This window comes from Candidatus Nitrospira allomarina, from assembly GCF_032050975.1.
Classification (GTDB): Bacteria; Nitrospirota; Nitrospiria; order Nitrospirales; family UBA8639; genus Nitrospira_E; species Nitrospira_E allomarina.
In genome coordinates this window covers 2884137-2903153 of record NZ_CP116967.1, presented here as the reverse complement: position 1 = coordinate 2903153, position 19017 = coordinate 2884137, and the positions used below count along the sequence as shown (strand labels likewise).

At 51.6% G+C, this 19017-nt stretch carries 22 protein-coding genes and 1 tRNA gene; 5 read left to right on the top strand and 18 right to left on the bottom strand.

Annotated elements, in window-relative coordinates:
- The first annotated feature begins 327 nt into the window (after positions 1-327).
- The 3 genes from PP769_RS12930 to PP769_RS12920 all read left to right on the top strand — a co-directional run bounded on the left by PP769_RS12930 (position 328) and on the right by PP769_RS12920 (position 1698).
- On the top strand, positions 328-963 hold the full coding sequence (locus PP769_RS12930) for a DsbA family protein (RefSeq protein WP_312640749.1): 636 nt from the start codon (positions 328-330) through the stop codon (positions 961-963).
- 54 nt (positions 964-1017) lie between these two features.
- Positions 1018-1233, top strand: coding sequence for a hypothetical protein (locus PP769_RS12925; protein WP_312640747.1), 216 nt, complete (start codon positions 1018-1020; stop codon positions 1231-1233).
- Positions 1234-1368: 135 nt separating this feature from the next.
- Positions 1369-1698 (top strand): hypothetical protein, encoded by a 330-nt coding sequence (locus tag PP769_RS12920; protein WP_312640745.1) that lies wholly within the window; start codon positions 1369-1371, stop codon positions 1696-1698.
- 124 nt (positions 1699-1822) lie between these two features.
- Here the strand turns inward: PP769_RS12920 and PP769_RS12915 are convergent, their stop codons facing one another.
- The 5 genes from PP769_RS12915 to PP769_RS12895 all read right to left on the bottom strand — a co-directional run bounded on the left by PP769_RS12915 (position 1823) and on the right by PP769_RS12895 (position 3797).
- Positions 1823-1984, bottom strand: coding sequence for a golvesin C-terminal-like domain-containing protein (locus tag PP769_RS12915; RefSeq protein ID WP_312640743.1), 162 nt, complete (start codon positions 1982-1984; stop codon positions 1823-1825).
- Between the two features lie 96 nt (positions 1985-2080).
- A complete protein-coding gene (locus tag PP769_RS12910; protein WP_312640741.1) occupies positions 2081-2404 on the bottom strand; it encodes a hypothetical protein in 324 nt (107 codons plus the stop codon).
- Complete coding sequence (locus PP769_RS12905; RefSeq protein ID WP_312640739.1) at positions 2401-2622, bottom strand: addiction module protein; 222 nt, start codon at positions 2620-2622, stop codon at positions 2401-2403. Before PP769_RS12905 ends, PP769_RS12910 begins: the two co-directional genes overlap by 4 nt.
- Positions 2623-2865: 243 nt before the next feature.
- On the bottom strand, positions 2866-3054 hold the full coding sequence (locus PP769_RS12900) for a hypothetical protein (RefSeq protein WP_312640737.1): 189 nt from the start codon (positions 3052-3054) through the stop codon (positions 2866-2868).
- A 206-nt stretch (positions 3055-3260) separates the two neighbouring features.
- Positions 3261-3797, bottom strand: a complete 537-nt coding sequence (locus PP769_RS12895) for a hypothetical protein (RefSeq protein WP_312640735.1) — start codon at positions 3795-3797, stop codon at positions 3261-3263.
- Positions 3798-4744: 947 nt separating this feature from the next.
- On the opposite strand from PP769_RS12895, the gene PP769_RS12890 reads away from it, so the two are divergent.
- Together PP769_RS12890 and PP769_RS12885 are read left to right on the top strand one after the other, a co-directional pair.
- A tRNA-Ser gene (locus tag PP769_RS12890) sits at positions 4745-4835 on the top strand.
- A 133-nt stretch (positions 4836-4968) separates the two neighbouring features.
- Positions 4969-6030, top strand: coding sequence for a hypothetical protein (locus tag PP769_RS12885; protein ID WP_312640733.1), 1062 nt, complete (start codon positions 4969-4971; stop codon positions 6028-6030).
- Between the two features lie 364 nt (positions 6031-6394).
- Here the strand turns inward: PP769_RS12885 and waaF (PP769_RS12880) are convergent, their stop codons facing one another.
- The 13 genes from waaF (PP769_RS12880) to PP769_RS12820 form a co-directional block, all read right to left on the bottom strand.
- Complete coding sequence (waaF, locus tag PP769_RS12880) at positions 6395-7393, bottom strand: lipopolysaccharide heptosyltransferase II (RefSeq protein ID WP_312640731.1); 999 nt, start codon at positions 7391-7393, stop codon at positions 6395-6397.
- 81 nt (positions 7394-7474) lie between these two features.
- Complete coding sequence (locus PP769_RS12875) at positions 7475-8185, bottom strand: hypothetical protein (protein ID WP_312640729.1); 711 nt, start codon at positions 8183-8185, stop codon at positions 7475-7477.
- 17 nt (positions 8186-8202) lie between these two features.
- Complete coding sequence (locus PP769_RS12870) at positions 8203-8523, bottom strand: hypothetical protein (protein ID WP_312640727.1); 321 nt, start codon at positions 8521-8523, stop codon at positions 8203-8205.
- Positions 8524-8548: 25 nt separating this feature from the next.
- The gene (locus PP769_RS12865; protein WP_312640725.1) at positions 8549-9709 is read right to left on the bottom strand and encodes a glycosyltransferase family 4 protein; all 1161 of its coding nucleotides are present in this window, start codon (positions 9707-9709) and stop codon (positions 8549-8551) included.
- 32 nt (positions 9710-9741) lie between these two features.
- Positions 9742-10563 (bottom strand): glycosyltransferase family 2 protein, encoded by an 822-nt coding sequence (locus PP769_RS12860; protein WP_312640723.1) that lies wholly within the window; start codon positions 10561-10563, stop codon positions 9742-9744.
- 166 nt (positions 10564-10729) lie between these two features.
- Positions 10730-11500, bottom strand: a complete 771-nt coding sequence (locus PP769_RS12855) for a polysaccharide deacetylase family protein (RefSeq protein ID WP_312640721.1) — start codon at positions 11498-11500, stop codon at positions 10730-10732.
- A gap of 66 nt (positions 11501-11566) precedes the next feature.
- Positions 11567-12763 (bottom strand): glycosyltransferase family 4 protein, encoded by a 1197-nt coding sequence (locus PP769_RS12850; RefSeq protein WP_312640718.1) that lies wholly within the window; start codon positions 12761-12763, stop codon positions 11567-11569.
- Positions 12764-12767: 4 nt separating this feature from the next.
- The gene (locus tag PP769_RS12845; protein ID WP_312640716.1) at positions 12768-13535 is read right to left on the bottom strand and encodes a glycosyltransferase family 2 protein; all 768 of its coding nucleotides are present in this window, start codon (positions 13533-13535) and stop codon (positions 12768-12770) included.
- Positions 13536-13565: 30 nt separating this feature from the next.
- On the bottom strand, positions 13566-14666 hold the full coding sequence (locus PP769_RS12840) for a glycosyltransferase family 9 protein (RefSeq protein ID WP_312640714.1): 1101 nt from the start codon (positions 14664-14666) through the stop codon (positions 13566-13568).
- Positions 14667-14741: 75 nt separating this feature from the next.
- Positions 14742-15344, bottom strand: a complete 603-nt coding sequence (locus PP769_RS12835; protein ID WP_312640712.1) for a D-glycero-alpha-D-manno-heptose-1,7-bisphosphate 7-phosphatase — start codon at positions 15342-15344, stop codon at positions 14742-14744.
- Entirely contained in the window at positions 15341-16429 is a 1089-nt protein-coding gene (gene waaF, locus PP769_RS12830; protein WP_312640710.1) for a lipopolysaccharide heptosyltransferase II, read from the bottom strand. Before waaF (PP769_RS12830) ends, PP769_RS12835 begins: the two co-directional genes overlap by 4 nt.
- Positions 16430-16496: 67 nt before the next feature.
- Positions 16497-17597, bottom strand: coding sequence for a tetraacyldisaccharide 4'-kinase (lpxK, locus tag PP769_RS12825; protein ID WP_312640708.1), 1101 nt, complete (start codon positions 17595-17597; stop codon positions 16497-16499).
- A 55-nt stretch (positions 17598-17652) separates the two neighbouring features.
- Entirely contained in the window at positions 17653-19011 is a 1359-nt protein-coding gene (locus tag PP769_RS12820; protein WP_312640706.1) for a 3-deoxy-D-manno-octulosonic acid transferase, read from the bottom strand.
- Positions 19012-19017: the final 6 nt, after the last annotated feature.

Below are 19017 nucleotides of genomic sequence, written 5' to 3'. Positions count from 1 at the left end.
CTGGGCGGTTGAAAAAATTTTGTCCAGTCCAGCCCTGAGTCGTGTCGAAGGGGAGGCCGCAAATTGCCTGCCGTGTCCCGAAGGTCACAACCGTTGTTTTGCGCACAGAGCGACCTTTCAATATGTGAGGACGGAAATGACAAAAACGCCGCTGGCGCCTTTCTTCATCAGCTCCTTTTCCGGAAACCTTGAAGGACCCTAGGTTCAGTCTGATATGATGGGCTAACGTGAGCGTGCCTCCAAGAACGGAGCATGTTACCCTAACAGGCTCCGAGGATTCGAGAGAAAAAGTCCAAAAATAGGATCGAAATCAAGAAAGGATCAAGCATGAAATCAGGACAGACGCAAAAATCCCGCATTATTGGAGGAATACTCCTGATCAGCCTGCTCGGATGGGCCAATGTGGCCTTGAGCAAGATACAGGGCGAATACGAACTGATGGAGGGGGAGCCTTCTCAACATGAAGCCGGCAAGGTCATTCTGTTTGAATTCGCTGACTTTTACTGCTCACATTGCCACATGTTCGAACGGGTTGTCGGAACGAAACTGAAAAAGGAATTTGGCGACAAGTTAGAGATTAGAATGGTGGGATTTCCCGTCATACCCGGCAAACTTCCGACCGCCTTTGAAATGTACAATCAGGCCGTCACCATGGGCAAAGGGCCGGAAATGAAACAACTCCTCTTTCAGTCCATTCACGAAAAAGATATTCAGGTCTTCGATAAGACCATGCGTTCCCTCCTTCTGAAAGAGATCGGGCTCGATCCGACGGAATTTGAAACAGGACTCGCCAGTGGGAAGCCTTTCAAAACACTCGCGAAAGGCCGGACGTGGGGGGAACGAATCAAGGTCACCCATACGCCAACCGTGCTCTTGGATGGAAACATTCGCGTGGCGAACTTAACCGCCGAAAACCTCAAAACGGTGATCGAAAGCATTCTCAACCAGGACAGCAAATCTTAAAGTAAACGATGAACTTATCAATTTGTTTCGAAACGATAGCAAAGGAAGGACACCATGGGACGAAAAAAATCGGATGACGAACTTTTCCCTGAAATGGCCGCAATGCTCGAAGGGATGCAGGAACTGATGTGCGATGAAGATGGCAAACCGCTCTCTCCCGATCACCCGCAATATCAAAAACTGACTGGGCTCATGGAAAACATTGCCACCCGAGCCCGGAAACGAAACGAGCAAGATCCTTCGACCTCGGGCCAACACGGAACCGCGTAATTTCGAATCGGCTCATAGGATCTACGCCTTGGAACTACACCTTCGATTGATTCCTTGCGGGCCTTCCGTCGAATTGGTAAATCTAAAATTGGAGGTGGACCAGTTGAACCTTCATACGAGAGGGGATATATATTGATGGGGACAGACCCTGCCAGTCTACAACGATTAAAAACCTTCATGGACCTTATTCGACGAGCGAAGCAAGTAGGTGCCGAACCGACCTTTATCAGTACCCCGACTGAGCATGGCGATAATATTAACGTGGCCGCCACCATCGACGGAAAACAGGCCACTGCGGGGATACTATTTTGGGATGTCAGCTTATTACAAAATAACGGATTGGCCGATACCTTGGATGAAGAAGATCTCGCTCTCGGTCTCAACATCACAGACGGCCTGGTCGAGGATGCCGAAAAAATCCTCGCATTCGTCGATACCGAACTGGCGAAATTAGCTTCCACATAAAAGCCCCCTGTGTGAAGCTAGTCAGCTCCACTCTCGCAAAAACCATAAGTTCCTAAGCTTCACCACCTTCAGTTGCCGGAAAACAAAAAGGAGAGAATACGTCGGTGAGATAGGTGCTTTCGATTCAACTACGAGAAGCCTGGATGAGAATTCGGACTACCCGCCCCACATCGGCCACCAACCGGCCGTTGGCCTGATCAGACAGCTCGACCATGGGGTTTGACGCGGGATTCAAGGTAAAGGTGCCGAGGAGATTCCACTGCCCGCCGTTTTGCGTTTGATTCATTGGCACCCCTTCTCCGTCCAGGGGGTCTTGGAATCGTCCCACTGATAGATCTATTGTGGCCGAGAGGCGGAAGACACGCAGGATGGAAATGAAGAGCTACACCCTTTCGACTACCGCCGGTGCTGGAGAATGGATTGGATGCCCCGAGGATCGCGGGCGCAATGAAAAAAAACCGAATACCACAATTTCGCGTTCTTCTGTACCGAAGTAAATGGCATACGGAAATCGCCGAAGCAACCGACGGCGAAATTTGAGATGTAGGATCGGATACAATAATGGATTTTCTGATAATTTCCCGGCATCCCCATAAAAGGTACGCAAAAACTCCGCACCCAAACCTGGCGCCTTCTGCTCATACCAAATGTATGCGGCAACGGCATCGTCCTCCACTTCCGGCAGGAACCGAAGCGTATAGGTCATTTACGACGATCGATTCTGCTTTGTAATTCTTCCAAAGAGAGCAGGGGGCCGGGTTGGGTCTCTTGACGGTGAAGTCGTCTCTCGAGTTCGTTGGCATGACTTTGGGGAATTGGAACGGCGGATGGATCGGACGCTATATGATCCCAGAGCTCCTCGACGAGCAGAATTTTTTCTGGCGTGCTTAATCGGTCAATTTCTGGAATGTCTTGGATTCGCATGTATGTTCTCCTCTCATCCCGGTTCCCCGTGCAGATTAGCTCCTGGTAGCACCACCGAAAGGCTAAACAGGCAGATCGCATTTGTCAATTTCCTGATGGCTGACTCAATGATCTACATGAACCTACTGAATGCTTTGGGCTATTCCTAAAGTTGGTACCGACTGAATGGCAAACCTTTCCCCTCCCCTGCCATGGCTACCCGAGAATTTTGCCACGGATTCATGGCAAATCCCCTAACTCTAACTATCCCGCACTGGGCTCTTGCTGATTCACCAGAATCTCGGTCGCTCCGCCCGCATGCTGGACCAAGAAAACAAGTGGGTCTGCCATTTCGGCGTGGCCGAGACGCGGAGACGAAATCAGAAACAAGGCGGGCACTGTTTGAGCCAGGCGAGTTTGCCCCCCGCTGGATTCGGCGAGCAGCGCAGGCATCTTGCAGATCACGCCGGGGGCCAGTGGTTTTGGGTCCTTTTGCCTCCACAACAAAGGTCGCGCTCTTCGAGACGCAGCAGTCAAAACCTCGGTCGCCGGGCCGAGACCCCGCTCAAGAATCTAAATTCAAGGTTCCTGACTGCTTCTCCAAAACTTTATTTGACTACGCATCTCCTTTTTCTAACCCGATCCGCTCATAAGTTAATTCATGCAACTAATTCTTTAAAAAGTTTTCTTAAATCAATGCCTTTTTTGGCAGATTCAACTTTAAAGTGAAATCCATTGTGAAGGTTATCAAAAACCAACTCTGCCCTATCCAGCAATGCCTTATTTTTATTTGGGCTTTCATGCCGCAAGAACCAACGAAAAAAATCGGCGGACCTCGTGGATTTCAAAACTATGCCTTGAAATCTTATTTCGCAGCCAGGGGAAAACCAGAATCGATGGAAAAGGGTTTTAAAAAGTGTATTGTTACACTCTAGGAGGCAAAAAGAATCTTCTTCACTGTGATCCTTAAGCTCCCAATGATGATAATGTACTATTATGTTGGAACGACCAGTCTTAGAAAACAACAATTCTTTTGCCAAAAATGGATCATAATGTAATCCACTAAGTTTAACGATAAGAGTGGCCCCATCAAAACATAGGCTTTGAAAAGCATTCCAATACTTCCTGGATACAAAAGGCAAAAACTTTTCACTTTCCTTCCAATCGTCTGGATCCAAATATTCACCATTTTTCACTTGCGACAGAATTTCTATTCTTTGGTAAAGTCTGGCAGAGCGTTTAAATATCTTGTAATTTTTTTAAAAGATATATTCACCTTCTTAAGTGGTGGCATAAATTACCTTTCAATCCTATGGAATAATGGGGGAGGGAATGGGTAGAGCCCGGGAATCGCAACAGGAATATGCGATATGTCAGGATAAAATCCATTCAGTTTTTCCGAAAATTCAAGATCGAATACTTTATTGAAATCATTTGCGTAGGAAAGAATCTGATTTTCTTTTCCCCTTTAGCCACTTAAAAAATCGATAGGTATGCAAAATGATCCCCAGGATAGCTAGTGCCCATCCTCCGTAAGTTATCCAATAAGGCCAATAAATTTTTGTGGAATTCTCGTTTGGGAAATAAAAAGAAAGAAACACTCCGAGGGAAAATAATCCCCATCCCACAATCACGAGGGTATAACTATAAGTCTTTATTTTGTTATCCAACGGTAAGGGCCGTTCCGTTATGTTCTCTACATTTTCCACATTTGGATGGAGTGTTGGAACAGCCTAAGATCTTGGTGTAGCATGCATCCCTCCATCCCTCCCGAGATACCGGCTCCAAAAGAAGGACCAAAGGAAATTCCAACACCGGCAGTCCCATTGGAATCAATAGGTGCCCAACACATTCCATAGCCCGCAGATTTTTTTTTGGGATAACCTTGGCCTGTGGGCATTTCTTTGCACCTCATAATATCCCACAAAAAGCTTGTTAAGAATATATCCAAGAACCGTTGGGGCATGGTAGGATCACCATTCTGATGGATAGGGATATGTATGTGAGGGGGATCATTGGCGCATAATTTGGGGATTGGATTTTCCAACATGCGATTCATCCGCAATCCGGCCGCAATCTGCTCTTGAAGTTACCCATGCTGTTACTCTATAAGTAGTCACAATCAATTGACATACACTTGCGCGGAGAGGTGGCCGAGTGGCCGAAGGCAACGGTTTGCTAAACCGTCGTAGGTCAAAAGCCTACCGCGGGTTCAAATCCCGCCCTCTCCGCCATATTTTTCGTCCAATTTTTCTGATTTGCCTTCGGTCCTTAACCTTCACCCCCCTTCCTCCGGCCACCGCTACCCGATATCGTTGGAACCAAATGATCCACCTGCCCCGCATTTCGCTTTGCTAAATATAACCTATGCGTGAACATCGTTGGGAAACCCAAGCGACGCTCTCCTTCGAGGACATTTTATCGGTGGCGGGCAAATTGAGGCAGTTAGGCGTGACCTCAATCCACGCGGACAAGGAAATGATCGGCTATATCGAAGAATGGGAAGTGGACCATCCACAGCGCATCCAGACTCTCGCGCCATGGCCCACTGAGGATGTCACCCTATTACATCTCCTCGACAACTGGCAGGGCGACTTTTTTCTATTGGCAGGCCACTATCACTCCATCTTTCAAACGCATCAATCGGTAAACACGTACTGTTCGATCGCGCATCCCTGGCGCATGACCCAGCCGCTGACGACACTCCTGCCGGAGGCCTGGCTGTGGCTCGGATTCCGACATACCCATGGATTCATTCGGGTCAGGGTTCATACCACCGAAGTCATGACACCAGGGGAAACCCTTGCCAAACGGCGGGACCGGTTTTGGCTCACCGACCGGGAAAATGCCTTTCGGACCGCCATTCAGGTCCTGGATCTTCCGATTGAGGTGACGCAAAAAGGCGCACGAGTGCTGCTGCAGACAGACCGAACCGATACTCCGCTCTTTTGCTCATGGCCGGATGCGTTCGGACCCTGCCAATTCGAACTCAACTCGCCGGATCCCTTTGAGTTTTTGGTGTCGGCCAGTCAATTGGCTGCGACCTACCAGGGAAAACCTGCGAATTTGCGTGTGTATCTCACAGGGTTTCCCGAATCCGCCCTCTTGGATTTTACTGGAATCACTCCCAATCCCCGGTTCATGTATCGCTGTTCTATTCACTGCACGCTGTCCGATATGCCTGAGTTGCTTCAGCTCTTAGAGCCGCAAGGGCGGGTGTATGGCAGCCTGGCAGAATTTCAGACCGACTATCTCCTTCCTGAAGGGGAAGACGTCGCGGCCATAGTGGGTCTGGTGGGCACGAATGGTGACTTTCGTCTGGAGATTCGCCTCAACCAACGACCTCTTCCTCATCAGGCCACGGAACAATGGCTGGAGGAATTGGTTGGCCATCCCCTCGTCTATGCACCCCTACCCGCCTTCCCGTAAGGGCATATTGGGGCTGTTGAAAAAAGCCGCCAGCGGCGTTCTCGCCATGTTTCCGTGCTCACGTACTGGCAGTACGCTCTGCGCGCAAAAATGACTGCGGCCTTGCTGGACGAACTTTTTTGAACCGCCCCGAGCCTCTAATAGGCAACGTGCCTGGGGGTCAATATGCCCTTGGAAATTATTATTATTCAAGACTCCCATATTGAACAACACTGCCAGCGGCGTTGCCGGACAGTCCTTTTTGAACACTCCCTCATTGTCTTCAGGTTAGGCTCTGTCACTCATATACCGATGAAAAGGCAACATAATTGAATTCACCACCTCCCGTCACAAATGTATTGAGTTCCTGGGTGATCACGAACACTCATTCCAGGTACAGGCCTGCAATCCGGCAGACTTCCTCAACTGATATTTGCCGCATACACCCTTCTTCCCCCCGGGAACACGCGTCATGAAAGCATTTTTCGCAGTCCAGGCCTTTATAAATCACGGAAACATTTCCTCCCCTCGGACCCCACACATGAGGATCAGAGGGACCGAATAACCCCAGAACAGGACAACCGACGGCTGCCGCCATATGCATCGGGCCCCCATCGTTCCCGATAAATAAGGCGCTTCGCTTCATTATTGCCGCCAGTTGACGCAAACCGGTCTGCCCCATCACATTACGCGGTTTGGACCTGCTCAGATTGACAATCTGTTGTCCTATCAGCATCTCTGACTGGTGTCCGATTAAGGCCACGACCGCTCCCTGATCGGCCAGCCAATCGGCCAGGGCGGCAAATCGCTCAAGAGGCCAGGCTTTTTTGGCATATCGCGCTGGAGGATGAAGAAGCACCAATGGGGCCTGCCCGATCTTGAGCGAGGCCAACAGGTGATCCCCTTGCTCATGGTCTTCAGGTCGCAGATACCATTCCGGATTGCCCACGGGATCACTGATCCCTAAGGCTGACAAGGCCTGGGCATGATAATCCACCATGTGCATGGAACCATAGGCTGATGGCAACACATGCGTATACAGCTTTCCACGCCACCGATTCTCCCGATTAAAGCCCAGCCTGACACCGGCACCCGTCCAATAGGTCAGAAAGGCGGAGCGATCCCCGTCCGTTAAATCCACGACCCCATCGAATCGGGCCTGACGCAGCGATTGGTAACACTCAAATTGTTGGCCCCATCCTTCACGAGGTAACACCATGATTGTCTCCAGATAGGGATTCCCGAATAACACACTCTCCGTTCCAGGATTTACCAGAAAGGTGAGTGATGCACCGGGAAATCGCTTGTGCAGAACGGGAAGAAGAGGGGTGGATAACACGACATCCCCGATATACCGAAGTTTAATAAGTAAAAGACGCTTCACGTGAATCGTGACTTCGAGATGATCCTGAAAGAATAATTCTACAGGGGAACGGTTCGGGTTACACTCCGAAGGGGCTTCTTTTCATGAATCCGTCTGATGGAACGGAAGGGTGGCTTGCCAGTAAGGCCATAAGACCGACACGGTATAGATTCCCAGCACATATTCTCCAAATTCTTCCAGCCCCATGAAGAATAGCTGTGCATCTTCCAACCCAAGAATGGGAAGATAATACCCATGCACTTTATCCACCACCACACAGAAACTCAGCAGCAAGCCTCCCAGGGTCAATTGGCCAATCCAGGGAGCACGACTTTTCCAGGCTGCCGCCAGTCGTGACCAGATTCGAAAACAGAGAACTATTCCAATAGCCATGACGGGAATAATCATACCCCCAATTACCAACAGTCGTTCCCAAAGCGGAAAGCTCGAGTTCCAATAATTTGCCAACTTATCAAAGTTCCATCCGGTCGCCCAGACATGCGCATCTAACTCCCGCAGCCCAAAGAGAAGGCAGAGAGCCGTGAGTCCCAACCACTCAATGCGATGGTGGGAATGACTGAGGCCCGCAGTCAGGCACCACACCATGGCAACAAACCATATGCCCGCACTCATCATCTCAACCGGCCCGTTTTCTGAGGCAATGACGTCCCCCCACGCCGGCAAATTGGTCGACCATTTTGCCAGGAGCGTCATTGTTAAACAAAAAAAGAGCGCCTCCCCAAGGTTCCTCCAACACAGCCGGACCTGTCCTTGCCGTGTATCCCCGAGGAGTGAAGGCTTGTTCGAGGGCATTTGAGGAAATCCCGGTCTCATGTCACTCTGACTGACATCTCCAACAACAGCAGATAGAACCAGTGACAGCCGCCGGCAAGAATCAACGACATGCCTCCAAAGAGTACGGCAGAGAGCCTCCTGCTCAGGAACCAACCGGCACTCACAATTCCCATAACGACGAAATAGAGTCCAAGAATGAGAAACCCGAGCCCAATAAACCAAATCACCAAGGCCATTCCCCCGAGGTCGTAGATATACGGGAGTCCCTGCTGATAATACGGAACGCGAGGAAGCCCAACCGTGACACTTGCCGCTAGCAATACCATCCACGTCGGCCAGGACGTTATCCCAGCCATTGCCATTTTCATCAAGCACCTTTGGTTAGCCATGCACGTTCCTATAGAGATTCAGCGTTTCCTGTGCCGCCCGCTCCCACGTAAAGTGCTTGACCCGCTCGAACCCCTTGTTGCGTAATTGCGTTTGTAATTCGCGATCACTCACCAGCCGTTCTATTTCCATCCCCAATTGTTCCGGATCCTGAGGATCGACATAGAGAGCAGCATCCCCTGCCACTTCCGGCAGAGCACTCCCCGTCCCGGTAATAATCGGGGCACCACACGCCATGGCATCAAGAAGTGGAATGCCGAACCCCTCATACAAGGACGGAAACACAAAAACCTCCGCATGGGAATACAGCAGCCGTAAATCTTCGCTGGACACATAACCAGGGCAACATACGTAATCACCGATCCCCAAATCCCTGGCCGTCACCATCAGGTTGGCGCCCCGTGATTCTACCTCACCGATGGCCACAAGAGAGAAGGATGAGGCAAGTCGTGGTGATCGGGCAAATGCCTTAAACACTGCGGTATGATTTTTCCGGGGCTCAGCTCCTCCCACAAATAGCACAAAGGGACGGGCAGGAATGTGCAATCGAGTCCGGACCTCCTGAAACTTCTGATCATCCCGATCAGGAAACATGGCGGGAGACGGCCCGTGGTGGATCACCGTAATACGGTCGGACGGGAGATGAAGCACCTCTTGAATTTCCCGGGAAGAAAATTTGGAGACCGCCACCACGCGAGAGACCTGCCTGGCGCGCAAACCTAACTTCCAGGAGGAAAGCGCTTGGCCAAGGAGTTTCTTCGAATATTCCGGATGACGTGCCAGCCAGACATCATGAATCGTGAGTATGGTGTGACGTTGGCCATAATCTGGAGCCTTGAAGTTGGTCCCATGAAAGATATCGAGCGGGGGTTGATCGTTCTCCATTCGGCCAAATCCCCACGAGGACTTGGAGCATTTCACGGAGACATGCGACGGGAATTGAAGCGGAAGGGGTTGGGAAGAACCACCCAATGAAGCATAGGCCTCCCATTCAATATCCTGGGAAAAGGAAAACATGGCAGGAAAGAGACACCGGACATACTGTCCAATCCCGCTATAGGCGGAACGCATGGGGCCGGCATCAAACCCGACGCGCATCAGATGTTTGAACTGTTGTGAGTCATCGGACAATGTCTTATCGTCATGGACTGTCATTCTGGAGGGCGGGTCACCCCTCGCGATTTTAATTACTGAGAATATCCCTGGGCTTCGAGTTGTCTCATATGCCAGAGCTTGGCATATTTCACAAAGGTATACATACTGGATAGAGCGCTGACTAAAAACCCCGCCATGCCATCACGATAAGCCTTTCGGGCGAAATAGTATTTCGAAAACGTAAAGATCGGACGAAACAGGAGGTCTGTGCCACGCACATGGCGTTTGGTTCTGGCCCGGTCTTGGGCAGCCAAGGTCGTAAAGTTCGGAAATTTTTCAAAATAATTGTGAAGCGTGGGCCTGGTGAGATGCACCAATGGACACGAGAGAAACGCAGATTCTCCTGAAAAGATGAATTTATTGTGGGGCTCGGCATCATCCAAATGACCGATTCCCCGGCGGAACAGACGCAATTGATAATCGGGATAACACCCGGCGTTCAACACCAAAGAGCCAAAATAATAATTATGACGGGGGACATAATAGGCCACAGGCCCATCCTTCGAACCGGCAGACAGCACGGCTTCTATCTCAGCCTGAAGTTCGGCAGGAATTCGCTCGTCGGAATCCAAAATAAACACCCAATCCGTGGTCGCTTGATCCATCGCATAATTTTTCTGATCCCCAAACCCTCGCCAGGGGCGTTGAAAAATCTTGTCCGTAAACGTTCTGGCAATCTCCATGGTGCGATCCGTACTGAATGAATCCACCACGACGATTTCATCCATCCACCTTGCACTTTCCAAACACGGCTGAAGGTTTTTCTCTTCGTTGAATGCCACCACGGCACAAGAGACCGTTTCCCGCGTGACCGACGTGACATTCTTTTGGGCCGGACTATTCTGGTTTTTCATAAGATAAATGATCCGTTATCACTAACCACCAGGGGTAAAAAGAACCGTCTATGCCCGCATGGAGTTTCGGGCCTTGTATCATCGTCAATTGGTCGATCCCTGCGCATCAGGCATTTCACTCCACCGGTCCTCAACCGGCATGTCTCAGTTTCCATTCACATGTCCTTCACTGGACTTCTGAGAGCCAAACCGTCCCATACGGTTGGAAATATTGACAGAGGTCCTCAAACACCACCATGCCATCGGCCACGTCCATGCACATCGGATGGGCAAGGACTGTGGCGGTTCCTCCTTGCTCGCATATCCTCCGTATACTCGCCTTCACCCGGTCGGCCCATTCCGTGATAGGCATTCGGTGGGCAAGACGCTCCGGTTTGGTTTTCCCATGTTGATATTTTCCATGTAAGACATGTTCGTGATCCGGAAGAACATTCATCGGAACCGAACGATAACCGGGACGCACCCATTCGGGAGAGATTTTCAAATCGGAGACCTCATCGGACACCACATGGATTCCACAGGATTCTAATAAGCGATCCGTATCAGCGGTTCGTATATAACTATGATTTCGCCAGGTCTGAATTCGATGGCCCGTCACCTGTTGAATGCTACCAATGGTCCGCTGAATATCGCGAAGTTGGTGCGCAGTGGTTCCCCATGGCGTTCCATACACTTTCTTGAATAGTCGAGATAACGGATCTCGAAAAGCCGCAAAGGTATGACCACCAATTTCACAATGCCGCAGACCCGAAAGGATTTTCACCGTGTCCGGTTCTTCCTCACAGGCTTTCCCCGTAAAAAACAGCGAAACTTTCACTCCGTACTTCCCGGCAATATCACAATATTTCGCGGCTAAGGCGACTTCTGTTTGAGAGGAAAATGGCGTATCGGTTCCCCGATACGAGCGTTGGTGGACATCCCCTGTCAAACAAACCATGTCCTCGAATCCTTTGTAGCTCAAGCCGGCTACGTCGCCGACGCTCTCCCCGCCCGTTCAAGACCTCTACACACCAACGGGGGCGTATGATTGCATCAATTGCCGATACACCAACTCCGTTTGAGTCAGCATGTGTTCCATGGAAAATCGTTCGTGAATAACTTGTCGCCCGATCTTCCCCATTCGGGTCGCGGCAATGGGATCAGACAGAAGACAGGAAATTTTCTCGGCTAAGATCTCGGGGTCTCGTGGAGGGACCAACAGACCGTTCAGGCCATCCTGCACCACTTCGGGCACCCCTCCCACCGCAGAAGCGACCACAGGACGTTCCATAGCTAAGGCTTGAGTGAGAGATTGGGGAATACCTTCTTCAAAAGAAGGAATGACCACCACATCCAGTATCGCCAGCATAGCCGGCACATCCTGCCGAAACCCGATGAGATGCACACAGTGCTCCAAGCCAAGCTCTCGAATGCGACTCAACAGTGCCGGCTGTTCTCCGCCATCTCCGATGATGAGGCACTCGATGCTAGGAAAACGTGGCGTGAGCCACCGGACCGCCTCGACCAAGACGGCCATGCCCTTTTCCGGGCGCAGAAAGGTGACGGCTCCGATCAGCGGACCTTGGCTTCCAAGCCCCAAACTCTTTCGTAAGGACACATCCGGGTGTTGAGGATGGAACCGGTCCAAATCAACTCCCGTGGGAATCGAAATGACCCGGGAAGGGCTCAGCCGGTTTCCTGTCATCAATCCCTGTCTGACCGCCTCACCCGTGGTGGTGACGACATGCGGCAATTTTCCATAGAGGAGTCGATGCCGCCACGTCCGTGAGACTGGCGTGCTTTTATGGCGGGTCCGGACAATGATGGGCCGTCGGGACGAAATCCGTCCGGCAATCGACGCCGTCCAACTATCAAGAGACCCGTGCGTATTGACCACATCAATTTCATAGTGTTTCAAGATTCGCAAATAGGAAGGGATTAACGTGATCCACCCTCGCTTGCCGGACGTGGTTGTTTTGACCTGGAGCCCTCGCTGTTTTGCCAGGGCGGCCAATTGACTCCCATGAGGGGCAGCGACGATGACCGTATGACCACGCTTCTCCATGCCTTGCGCTTCCTCCAACACGCGGTATTCCTGCCCTCCCATCCCTGAAGAAGATTCCGTGTGAAGAATGCGCATGGGTCTCTGATAACGAGAGAGAGTTGGGCTTACCATCGGCATCGCCAATGGGGGATCAAGGGGATCGCAGAGAAGGTCCATAAGATCAACTTTTTTGCATTTCCCACAACTTGGCGTATTTCACAAAGGTGTAATAGGCATACAACATAGATAAAATCAGTCCCGGTTTCCGGTCCAACATCCCTCCCCGAAACACATACATTTTCAGAAAGGTAAATAAGGGACGAAGCACCAACTGATGGGGGCGGAATGTCCGGCCTGCACGATGCATATCCTCCGCCCGCAAGCTGGAATACCGATCCATTTTGCGAAAGTAGTGATCGATATCCCGAAAGGGAATCTGCTCCAGACTGGCATGAAGATATCCAAGTTTTCCTTTCAGCTCATAGCCCTCATGGACCAGCTCCTCTCGATAGCGCATGTGTCCCTTATGAAAAAACTGTGGTTGCCGGTAATCAGGGTACCATCCACAATGTTTGATCCACCGCCCAAGGAAAAAATTCCTTCTGGGAATCTTATACGCCCGTGCCGAAGGCCCCTCAAGGAGCAACCGTTCGATTTCTTCCTGCACCGTTGGCGTCACCCGTTCGTCCGTATCCAGGCTCAGTACCCAATCATGCGTGGCATGGGTCAGGGCGTGATTCCGAAGCACCCCAAACCCCTGGAAGGGATAATGGAAAATCTTGGAGGTAAATTCACGGCAAATTTCCGTCGTCCCATCCGTGCTGTGAGAATCGATCACCACCAGTTCATCCACCCAATGAAGACTCTCTAAACATTTCCGCATGTTCGGCGCATCATTATAGGCAATCACCACAGCGGAAACTTTTTCTCTCGTGCGTTGTTCCGTCATGCGGTTGCTTCCTTCGACCTTCTCACAGATTTACGGTTTCGCCGAGAATTGTGTTGCCGGCACACGATCGTTTTTTCGAAGAGAGAGGCCTCCGACGATTCCTTTGATCTCACGAATGAGATTCTCGAGCGAGATCGATTCCATGCATTCCAGATAGTTGGGATTTTTGCATGTTCGTGCTCCACAGGGACTGCAGGGCAATTCCATGCGTACGATAACATGCTTTCCAAAGGGATAGGGACCTGTGGCTTTGGGATGCGTAGGGCCAAAGATCGCGACCACCGGAATGCCCACTCCCGCTGCAAGGTGAATGAGCGCCGAATCGTTTCCAATGAGCAGGTGCATTCTTCGCAAGAGTGAGGGTAATTGAGGAAGAGACAGTCGTCCGACCAGATTGATCAGCCCCTGAGGCACGAGACGGTCAAATGCCCCGGCAGCAGAGATATCTGAAGCCCCACCCAAAAGTACAACACGAACATCGGGCCACTGCACCAGTTCGATGGCCAGATCCACAAACCGTTGAAACGGCCAGGACTTCATGGCAGCCCGTGTCCAAGGTGCCAAAGCAATCAAATGTTCATGGTCCCGGACGTGTGCATCCTGAAGCATCGTTTCGATTGTGAGACGATCGGTAGAGGATTGAGGCAGATGGAACACCGGAGTCGATGAGCGTGCGCCCAGAAATGTGGTGATCGCGACATTCCGATCAACGGCATGGACCTCCAGCAAACGCCAGGAGGAAGGTTTCGTCTCGGGCAAAGGCACCTGGTGTGTATACAACCAGGTCGCCCCTTCCCGGGCTCGCGCAAAACCCACGCGGGTTCGAGCCCCAGTCATCATGCCGAAGATTCCTGAACGAAACAGCCCTTGAAAATCCACAACCAGATCGAACTGCCCTCTTCGGAGTGTACGAATGATATGCGGCCAATTCTGCCAAGACACATTCACAGACAAAATGTCATCAATATCGGGGTTCCCTTCCAGAATCGGGGCCCAGATCTCTTTAACCATCCAGGTCAGTCGGGCTTGCGGGAACCGCTGACGCAACGCAGCTACTGCTGGAAGGGCATGAACAATATCGCCCAGCGAACTTAATTTGATGACCAGGATGCGTTGAGGAGTGATGTTCATACGTACACGCGAGAAACATTTAGCCCATCGGCCACATACAAGATCCCGATAACGCGCATGAATGGATTAGCGGCTTCATCGGTTTTGCCTGATTCGGTTGTCTCGGTTCATGATCTGCTGTTCTATCCAGTCCACGGCATGAACAAAGCTGTCCGCGACATACGCAATCGGCACCTGTCCCGCCTCTCTCGCCCTCACCACATCCGCACTATACGAACTCGTCATGACCAGGACACCGGGTACCGAGGCGGCGTAGGCCGCCTCCAAATCACTGCGTTTGTCCCCGACCAGATAACACTGCGATACATCGAGAGCAAATCGAGTGATCGCTTCTTGAATTAAACCCGCTTTGGGCTTTCGACATCCACATCCGTCTTGAGGATGATGAGGACAGAAGAAAATACCATCAATCCTGGCTCCATAGGGACGAATCAACTCGGCCAGCCTCTCATGGATCGATTCCAACCCCTCGATGGTCATCATTCCCCGACCAATAGCCGATTGATTGGTGACCAGAAGCACCATAACCCCTAAGTGGTTTAATCGGGCGATGGCTTCAGGGACTCCGGAAAACAAAACCAATTGTTGGGGAGAAGTGACATACCCCGTATCGTGGTTCAAGGTGCCATCCCGATCCAAAAACACGGCCGTACCCCGTGCCGCAGAATCATTTCTCATCCAACATGCCCTCTGATCCGACCCTCGTTCCCATAGCCCGATGGCATCCTGATTTGAGACAGCGCGACCTCCACAACCTGCTCAACGGACACTTGGGTCATGCAACGATGATCAATCGGGCAGGCGCGTAATAAACAGGGTGCACATCGAACCGATGCCGTCACCACGCCACTGAATTGCCCATGAGGACTTGTCGTGGAGGGATCCGTTGAACCAAAAATCGCCGCGACCGGTACCCCAAGAGCCTGGGCCACATGCATGGGTCCCGTGTCGTTGGTAACCAAGACGGAGCAGCGTGTCAACACTCCCATTAATTCCCGTATGGTGGTTCTTCCTGACAGGACAATCGGCTCATACCGCATCCGTCTGGCAATATCCTGCGCAAGGGCTTCCTCTCCCTTGCCTCCAATCAGGACGCAGCGAACAAACGGAGCTCCCGGAAATTCTTTTGTCAGCTGCTCAACCAGCCGATCACCCACCTCCGCGAAACGTTCCGGTATCCATCGCTTGGCCGATCCATACACCGAACCGGGATTAATCCCAATGACCAGACCGTCTGATGGAAGAAAGATCTCAGGAAACTGTCTGGCACAGGCATGCCTCACCTCAGAAGAAATAAAAAGTTGAGGGGACCCGTCGTTTTTCCCGGGAGAGTGGGTGATGGCCTTCACGAGTTCCTGATAATATTTCGTATGATGCAGGGTAGCCCGATCCGGTCTGGGCACAGGCTGGGACAGAAGCCAACGCCGTCCGTCTGTCGCATACCCGATGCGGGAGGGGATGCCGGCCACCCAGGCAATGAGGGCCGCTTCAAAGGCATTCTGGAATAATACCGCACGATCAAAATTTTTCCTTTTCACAAGTTGAATGAGGTGCCAGAGGCCGAGAAGGCCCTGATGTTCCCCTTGATAGACATACATCATGACCTCATCCACGCCCGGATGTCCTTCCAACAACTCTCCGATGATCGGCCTGGCCAACACCGTGATCTTGGCATGCGGATCATGATTTCGTAAATCCATGAGAGCCGGCAAGCACATCACGGCATCTCCGATCCAGTTGGGAACACGGACGAGAATGTTCATCGAAAAACGATATGGCCTTTCACATGAACCGATTGCTAAACCCTATCTGACCAACCCTATCTGAGTCCTATGGACAGATGGTATGGAGCTGTTCACGTAACCGGTCTTCCCCTTGAGCTATCCGGACTTGCCCATCCAGCGCCCATAGAGGGTCATCACATTTCAGGTGCTGTTTAATTTTCACAGCATCTTTTTCTGTTGTGATCACGAGAGCAAGCCCTACCCGTCGCATCTTTAAACGAATAGCTTCAACATCTTTCTCTGAATAGGAAAAATGATCGGGGTACCGAATCTCCTCGTCCACCGTCAACCCACAGGAGACCACACTCGATCGAAAGGAGGCGGGATTGCCTATCCCGCTAAAGAGCAAACAGGCTGTCCCCTTAAAGGCCCCGGCCGGTTGAGATTTCCCTGTGGCAATATGCGTGAACATTCCGGGTTTGGTTTCCAGACGTATGGGGACAATGGGCATTCCCAGGCTCTGTTCGATTCGATTCTGAAGTGATGCAACCGATGTAACTTGTTCCGTTCGACTGAAAACGAACGTCGTGGCCCACTTTGCTGCGGACAGGGGTTCCCGCATTCGACCGGCGGGCACAACCCCCCTTAAGCCCTCAACATCGGTCGCATCAAATACGAGCACGTCCAGATCGCGATAGAGAGATAGATGCTGGAAGCCATCATCAAGAAGAAAGCAATCGCATGAGGCCTGCTCTAAGACCCACTGTCCCAGACGATACCGATCGGTCCCCACAGCCACAATCGCCCAAGGGCATTTGCGCGCCATCAGCATGGCCTCATCCCCTACCGATCGCCAATCTCCTTTCAGCGAGACACCATCAGAGACCAACCTATTCTCTACCGAACGTTCTCTTCCATACCCTCGGCTTAAAATTGCAACCCGCTTGCCCCGTTCATGAAGTCTGGCGGCCAACCACATCACCAATGGAGTCTTCCCGGTTCCCCCCACGGTCATATTGCCCACACTGATCACCGGTTTTGGCAATCGATGTTGAGGAAACCAGCCGCGTTGATAGGCCGTCCTCCGTAAATGACCGACTGCACCATAGGGAACGGCACACCCCCGGAGAATCCATGGGCAACGCCGGTCCAACCAACGCCAGAGCCGTTCCGGGTTCACACCAAGCGAAGGAGACGTCGTGTTCACGAAGGACACATGGCGGATATCATATTCTCTCCTTATTTAGGGCTCTAACAGAGGCTTATCGGAGCACTTCTTGAGATGTTCGTGAAGACCCCTTCGCCGACAAAGAGAAAAAGGTCGAATTGTCTTTGTTCAACAATTGATCAATCCATTGAAGATTCCTGGTGACGACGCCCCGATGGGTCCGGACCATTTCCAACGCCCTTTGGCCCATCTCCTCGGCTGCCGAAGGATGGGCGATCAGACGAACCAATTGAGAGGCCAAATCCTCCTGATTCTGAATTTGTATGCCTCCCCCTGCTCCCAGAAGCCGTCCGGCAATGTCACGGCAATGATCGACATGGGGACCAAATAGAACGGGGCGACCCCATTGTGCAGGTTCCAACAGATTATGTCCGCCAACCGGAACCAGTGTCCCTCCCACAAAAGTAACCCAGGCCTCCCGGTAGACCAAGGCCAACTCCCCTCTGGTGTCTAGCACGATGACGCGAGGACCCTTCTGAAAAGCCTGATCTCCGACATTCTGCTCCAACCGGCTGCGACGGACACAAGCAAATCCATACTGTTGAATGACCTGTTCGAGCTTAGCCACACGCTCGATATGGCGTGGAGCCATCACCAGTACCGCCTGAGGGTGTCGGGCAATCACCTGCCGGTAGGCATCCAACAAACACTCTTCTTCCTGAGGGTGCGTACTCCCAGCCACAACCAGCCGCTCAGCGGCTTGGCACCCGAAGAGTGCCCTGAACGAAACATTTCCATCGGCAGCCTGTGCTTGGTCAAGCCCTTGATCAAACTTCATATTGCCGGTGACATGAATGGCATTTGGCTTGACGCCCAAATGTCCGATGCGTTCGGCATCGTGTTCCGATTGCATTAAGGCCAGATCGAGACAGCTCAACACCTGCTTCATCATTCCTCTAACCCAGCGATATCTGGCAAAGGATCGTGAAGAGATTCTCCCGTTGACAAGACAGATCGGCACTCGATGCCCTTCAAGGTTTTTCAGCAGATTGGGCCAGAATTCTGATTCGACCAAAATAAAGAGCCGGGGCTGAAGTATCCGGATATACCGGTCAACCGCCCACCAAAAATCAACGGGAGCATAACAATGGACAGCCACACCCTCCAAACGCTTGATCACGACTTCCCGACCGGTCTCCGTCACCGTGGACACGACCAACGGCCATTGAGGATACCGCGCCTTCATCGCGTGGAGCAGCGGAACGATCGTGGCCACCTCGCCTAAGGAGACGGCATGAATCCAGATGACCGGTTTTTGCAGATTCCGCAATTCGACAGGAACCGCCCCAAGCCGGCACCACAGGCCGCGTTGACTGCGTTTTTTTGTCAGCAGGAGTCCGATGATCACGGGAAAGGCCAGAACCAGCAGGACATTATACATTACATAATACATGAGTCG

What these genes read in the sequence shown, in the direction of transcription:
- PP769_RS12875 (WP_312640729.1), bottom strand. Translation starts at nt 8,185, where the DNA reads ATGCCCTCGAACAAGCCTTCACTCCTCGGGGATACACGGCAAGGACAG.
- waaF (WP_312640710.1), bottom strand. Translation starts at nt 16,429, where the DNA reads ATGAACATTCTCGTCCGTGTTCCCAACTGGATCGGAGATGCCGTGATG.
- PP769_RS12855 (WP_312640721.1), bottom strand. Translation starts at nt 11,500, where the DNA reads ATGGTTTGTTTGACAGGGGATGTCCACCAACGCTCGTATCGGGGAACC.
- PP769_RS12910 (WP_312640741.1), bottom strand. Translation starts at nt 2,404, where the DNA reads ATGACCTATACGCTTCGGTTCCTGCCGGAAGTGGAGGACGATGCCGTT.
- PP769_RS12930 (WP_312640749.1), top strand. Translation starts at nt 328, where the DNA reads ATGAAATCAGGACAGACGCAAAAATCCCGCATTATTGGAGGAATACTC.
- PP769_RS12860 (WP_312640723.1), bottom strand. Translation starts at nt 10,563, where the DNA reads ATGAAAAACCAGAATAGTCCGGCCCAAAAGAATGTCACGTCGGTCACG.
- PP769_RS12915 (WP_312640743.1), bottom strand. Translation starts at nt 1,984, where the DNA reads ATGAATCAAACGCAAAACGGCGGGCAGTGGAATCTCCTCGGCACCTTT.
- PP769_RS12900 (WP_312640737.1), bottom strand. Translation starts at nt 3,054, where the DNA reads ATGCCTGCGCTGCTCGCCGAATCCAGCGGGGGGCAAACTCGCCTGGCT.
- PP769_RS12905 (WP_312640739.1), bottom strand. Translation starts at nt 2,622, where the DNA reads ATGCGAATCCAAGACATTCCAGAAATTGACCGATTAAGCACGCCAGAA.
- PP769_RS12835 (WP_312640712.1), bottom strand. Translation starts at nt 15,344, where the DNA reads ATGAGAAATGATTCTGCGGCACGGGGTACGGCCGTGTTTTTGGATCGG.
- PP769_RS12845 (WP_312640716.1), bottom strand. Translation starts at nt 13,535, where the DNA reads ATGACGGAACAACGCACGAGAGAAAAAGTTTCCGCTGTGGTGATTGCC.
- PP769_RS12925 (WP_312640747.1), top strand. Translation starts at nt 1,018, where the DNA reads ATGGGACGAAAAAAATCGGATGACGAACTTTTCCCTGAAATGGCCGCA.
- PP769_RS12850 (WP_312640718.1), bottom strand. Translation starts at nt 12,763, where the DNA reads ATGGACCTTCTCTGCGATCCCCTTGATCCCCCATTGGCGATGCCGATG.
- PP769_RS12820 (WP_312640706.1), bottom strand. Translation starts at nt 19,011, where the DNA reads ATGTATTATGTAATGTATAATGTCCTGCTGGTTCTGGCCTTTCCCGTG.
- PP769_RS12840 (WP_312640714.1), bottom strand. Translation starts at nt 14,666, where the DNA reads ATGAACATCACTCCTCAACGCATCCTGGTCATCAAATTAAGTTCGCTG.
- PP769_RS12920 (WP_312640745.1), top strand. Translation starts at nt 1,369, where the DNA reads ATGGGGACAGACCCTGCCAGTCTACAACGATTAAAAACCTTCATGGAC.
- PP769_RS12870 (WP_312640727.1), bottom strand. Translation starts at nt 8,523, where the DNA reads ATGGCTGGGATAACGTCCTGGCCGACGTGGATGGTATTGCTAGCGGCA.
- PP769_RS12865 (WP_312640725.1), bottom strand. Translation starts at nt 9,709, where the DNA reads ATGACAGTCCATGACGATAAGACATTGTCCGATGACTCACAACAGTTC.
- PP769_RS12885 (WP_312640733.1), top strand. Translation starts at nt 4,969, where the DNA reads ATGCGTGAACATCGTTGGGAAACCCAAGCGACGCTCTCCTTCGAGGAC.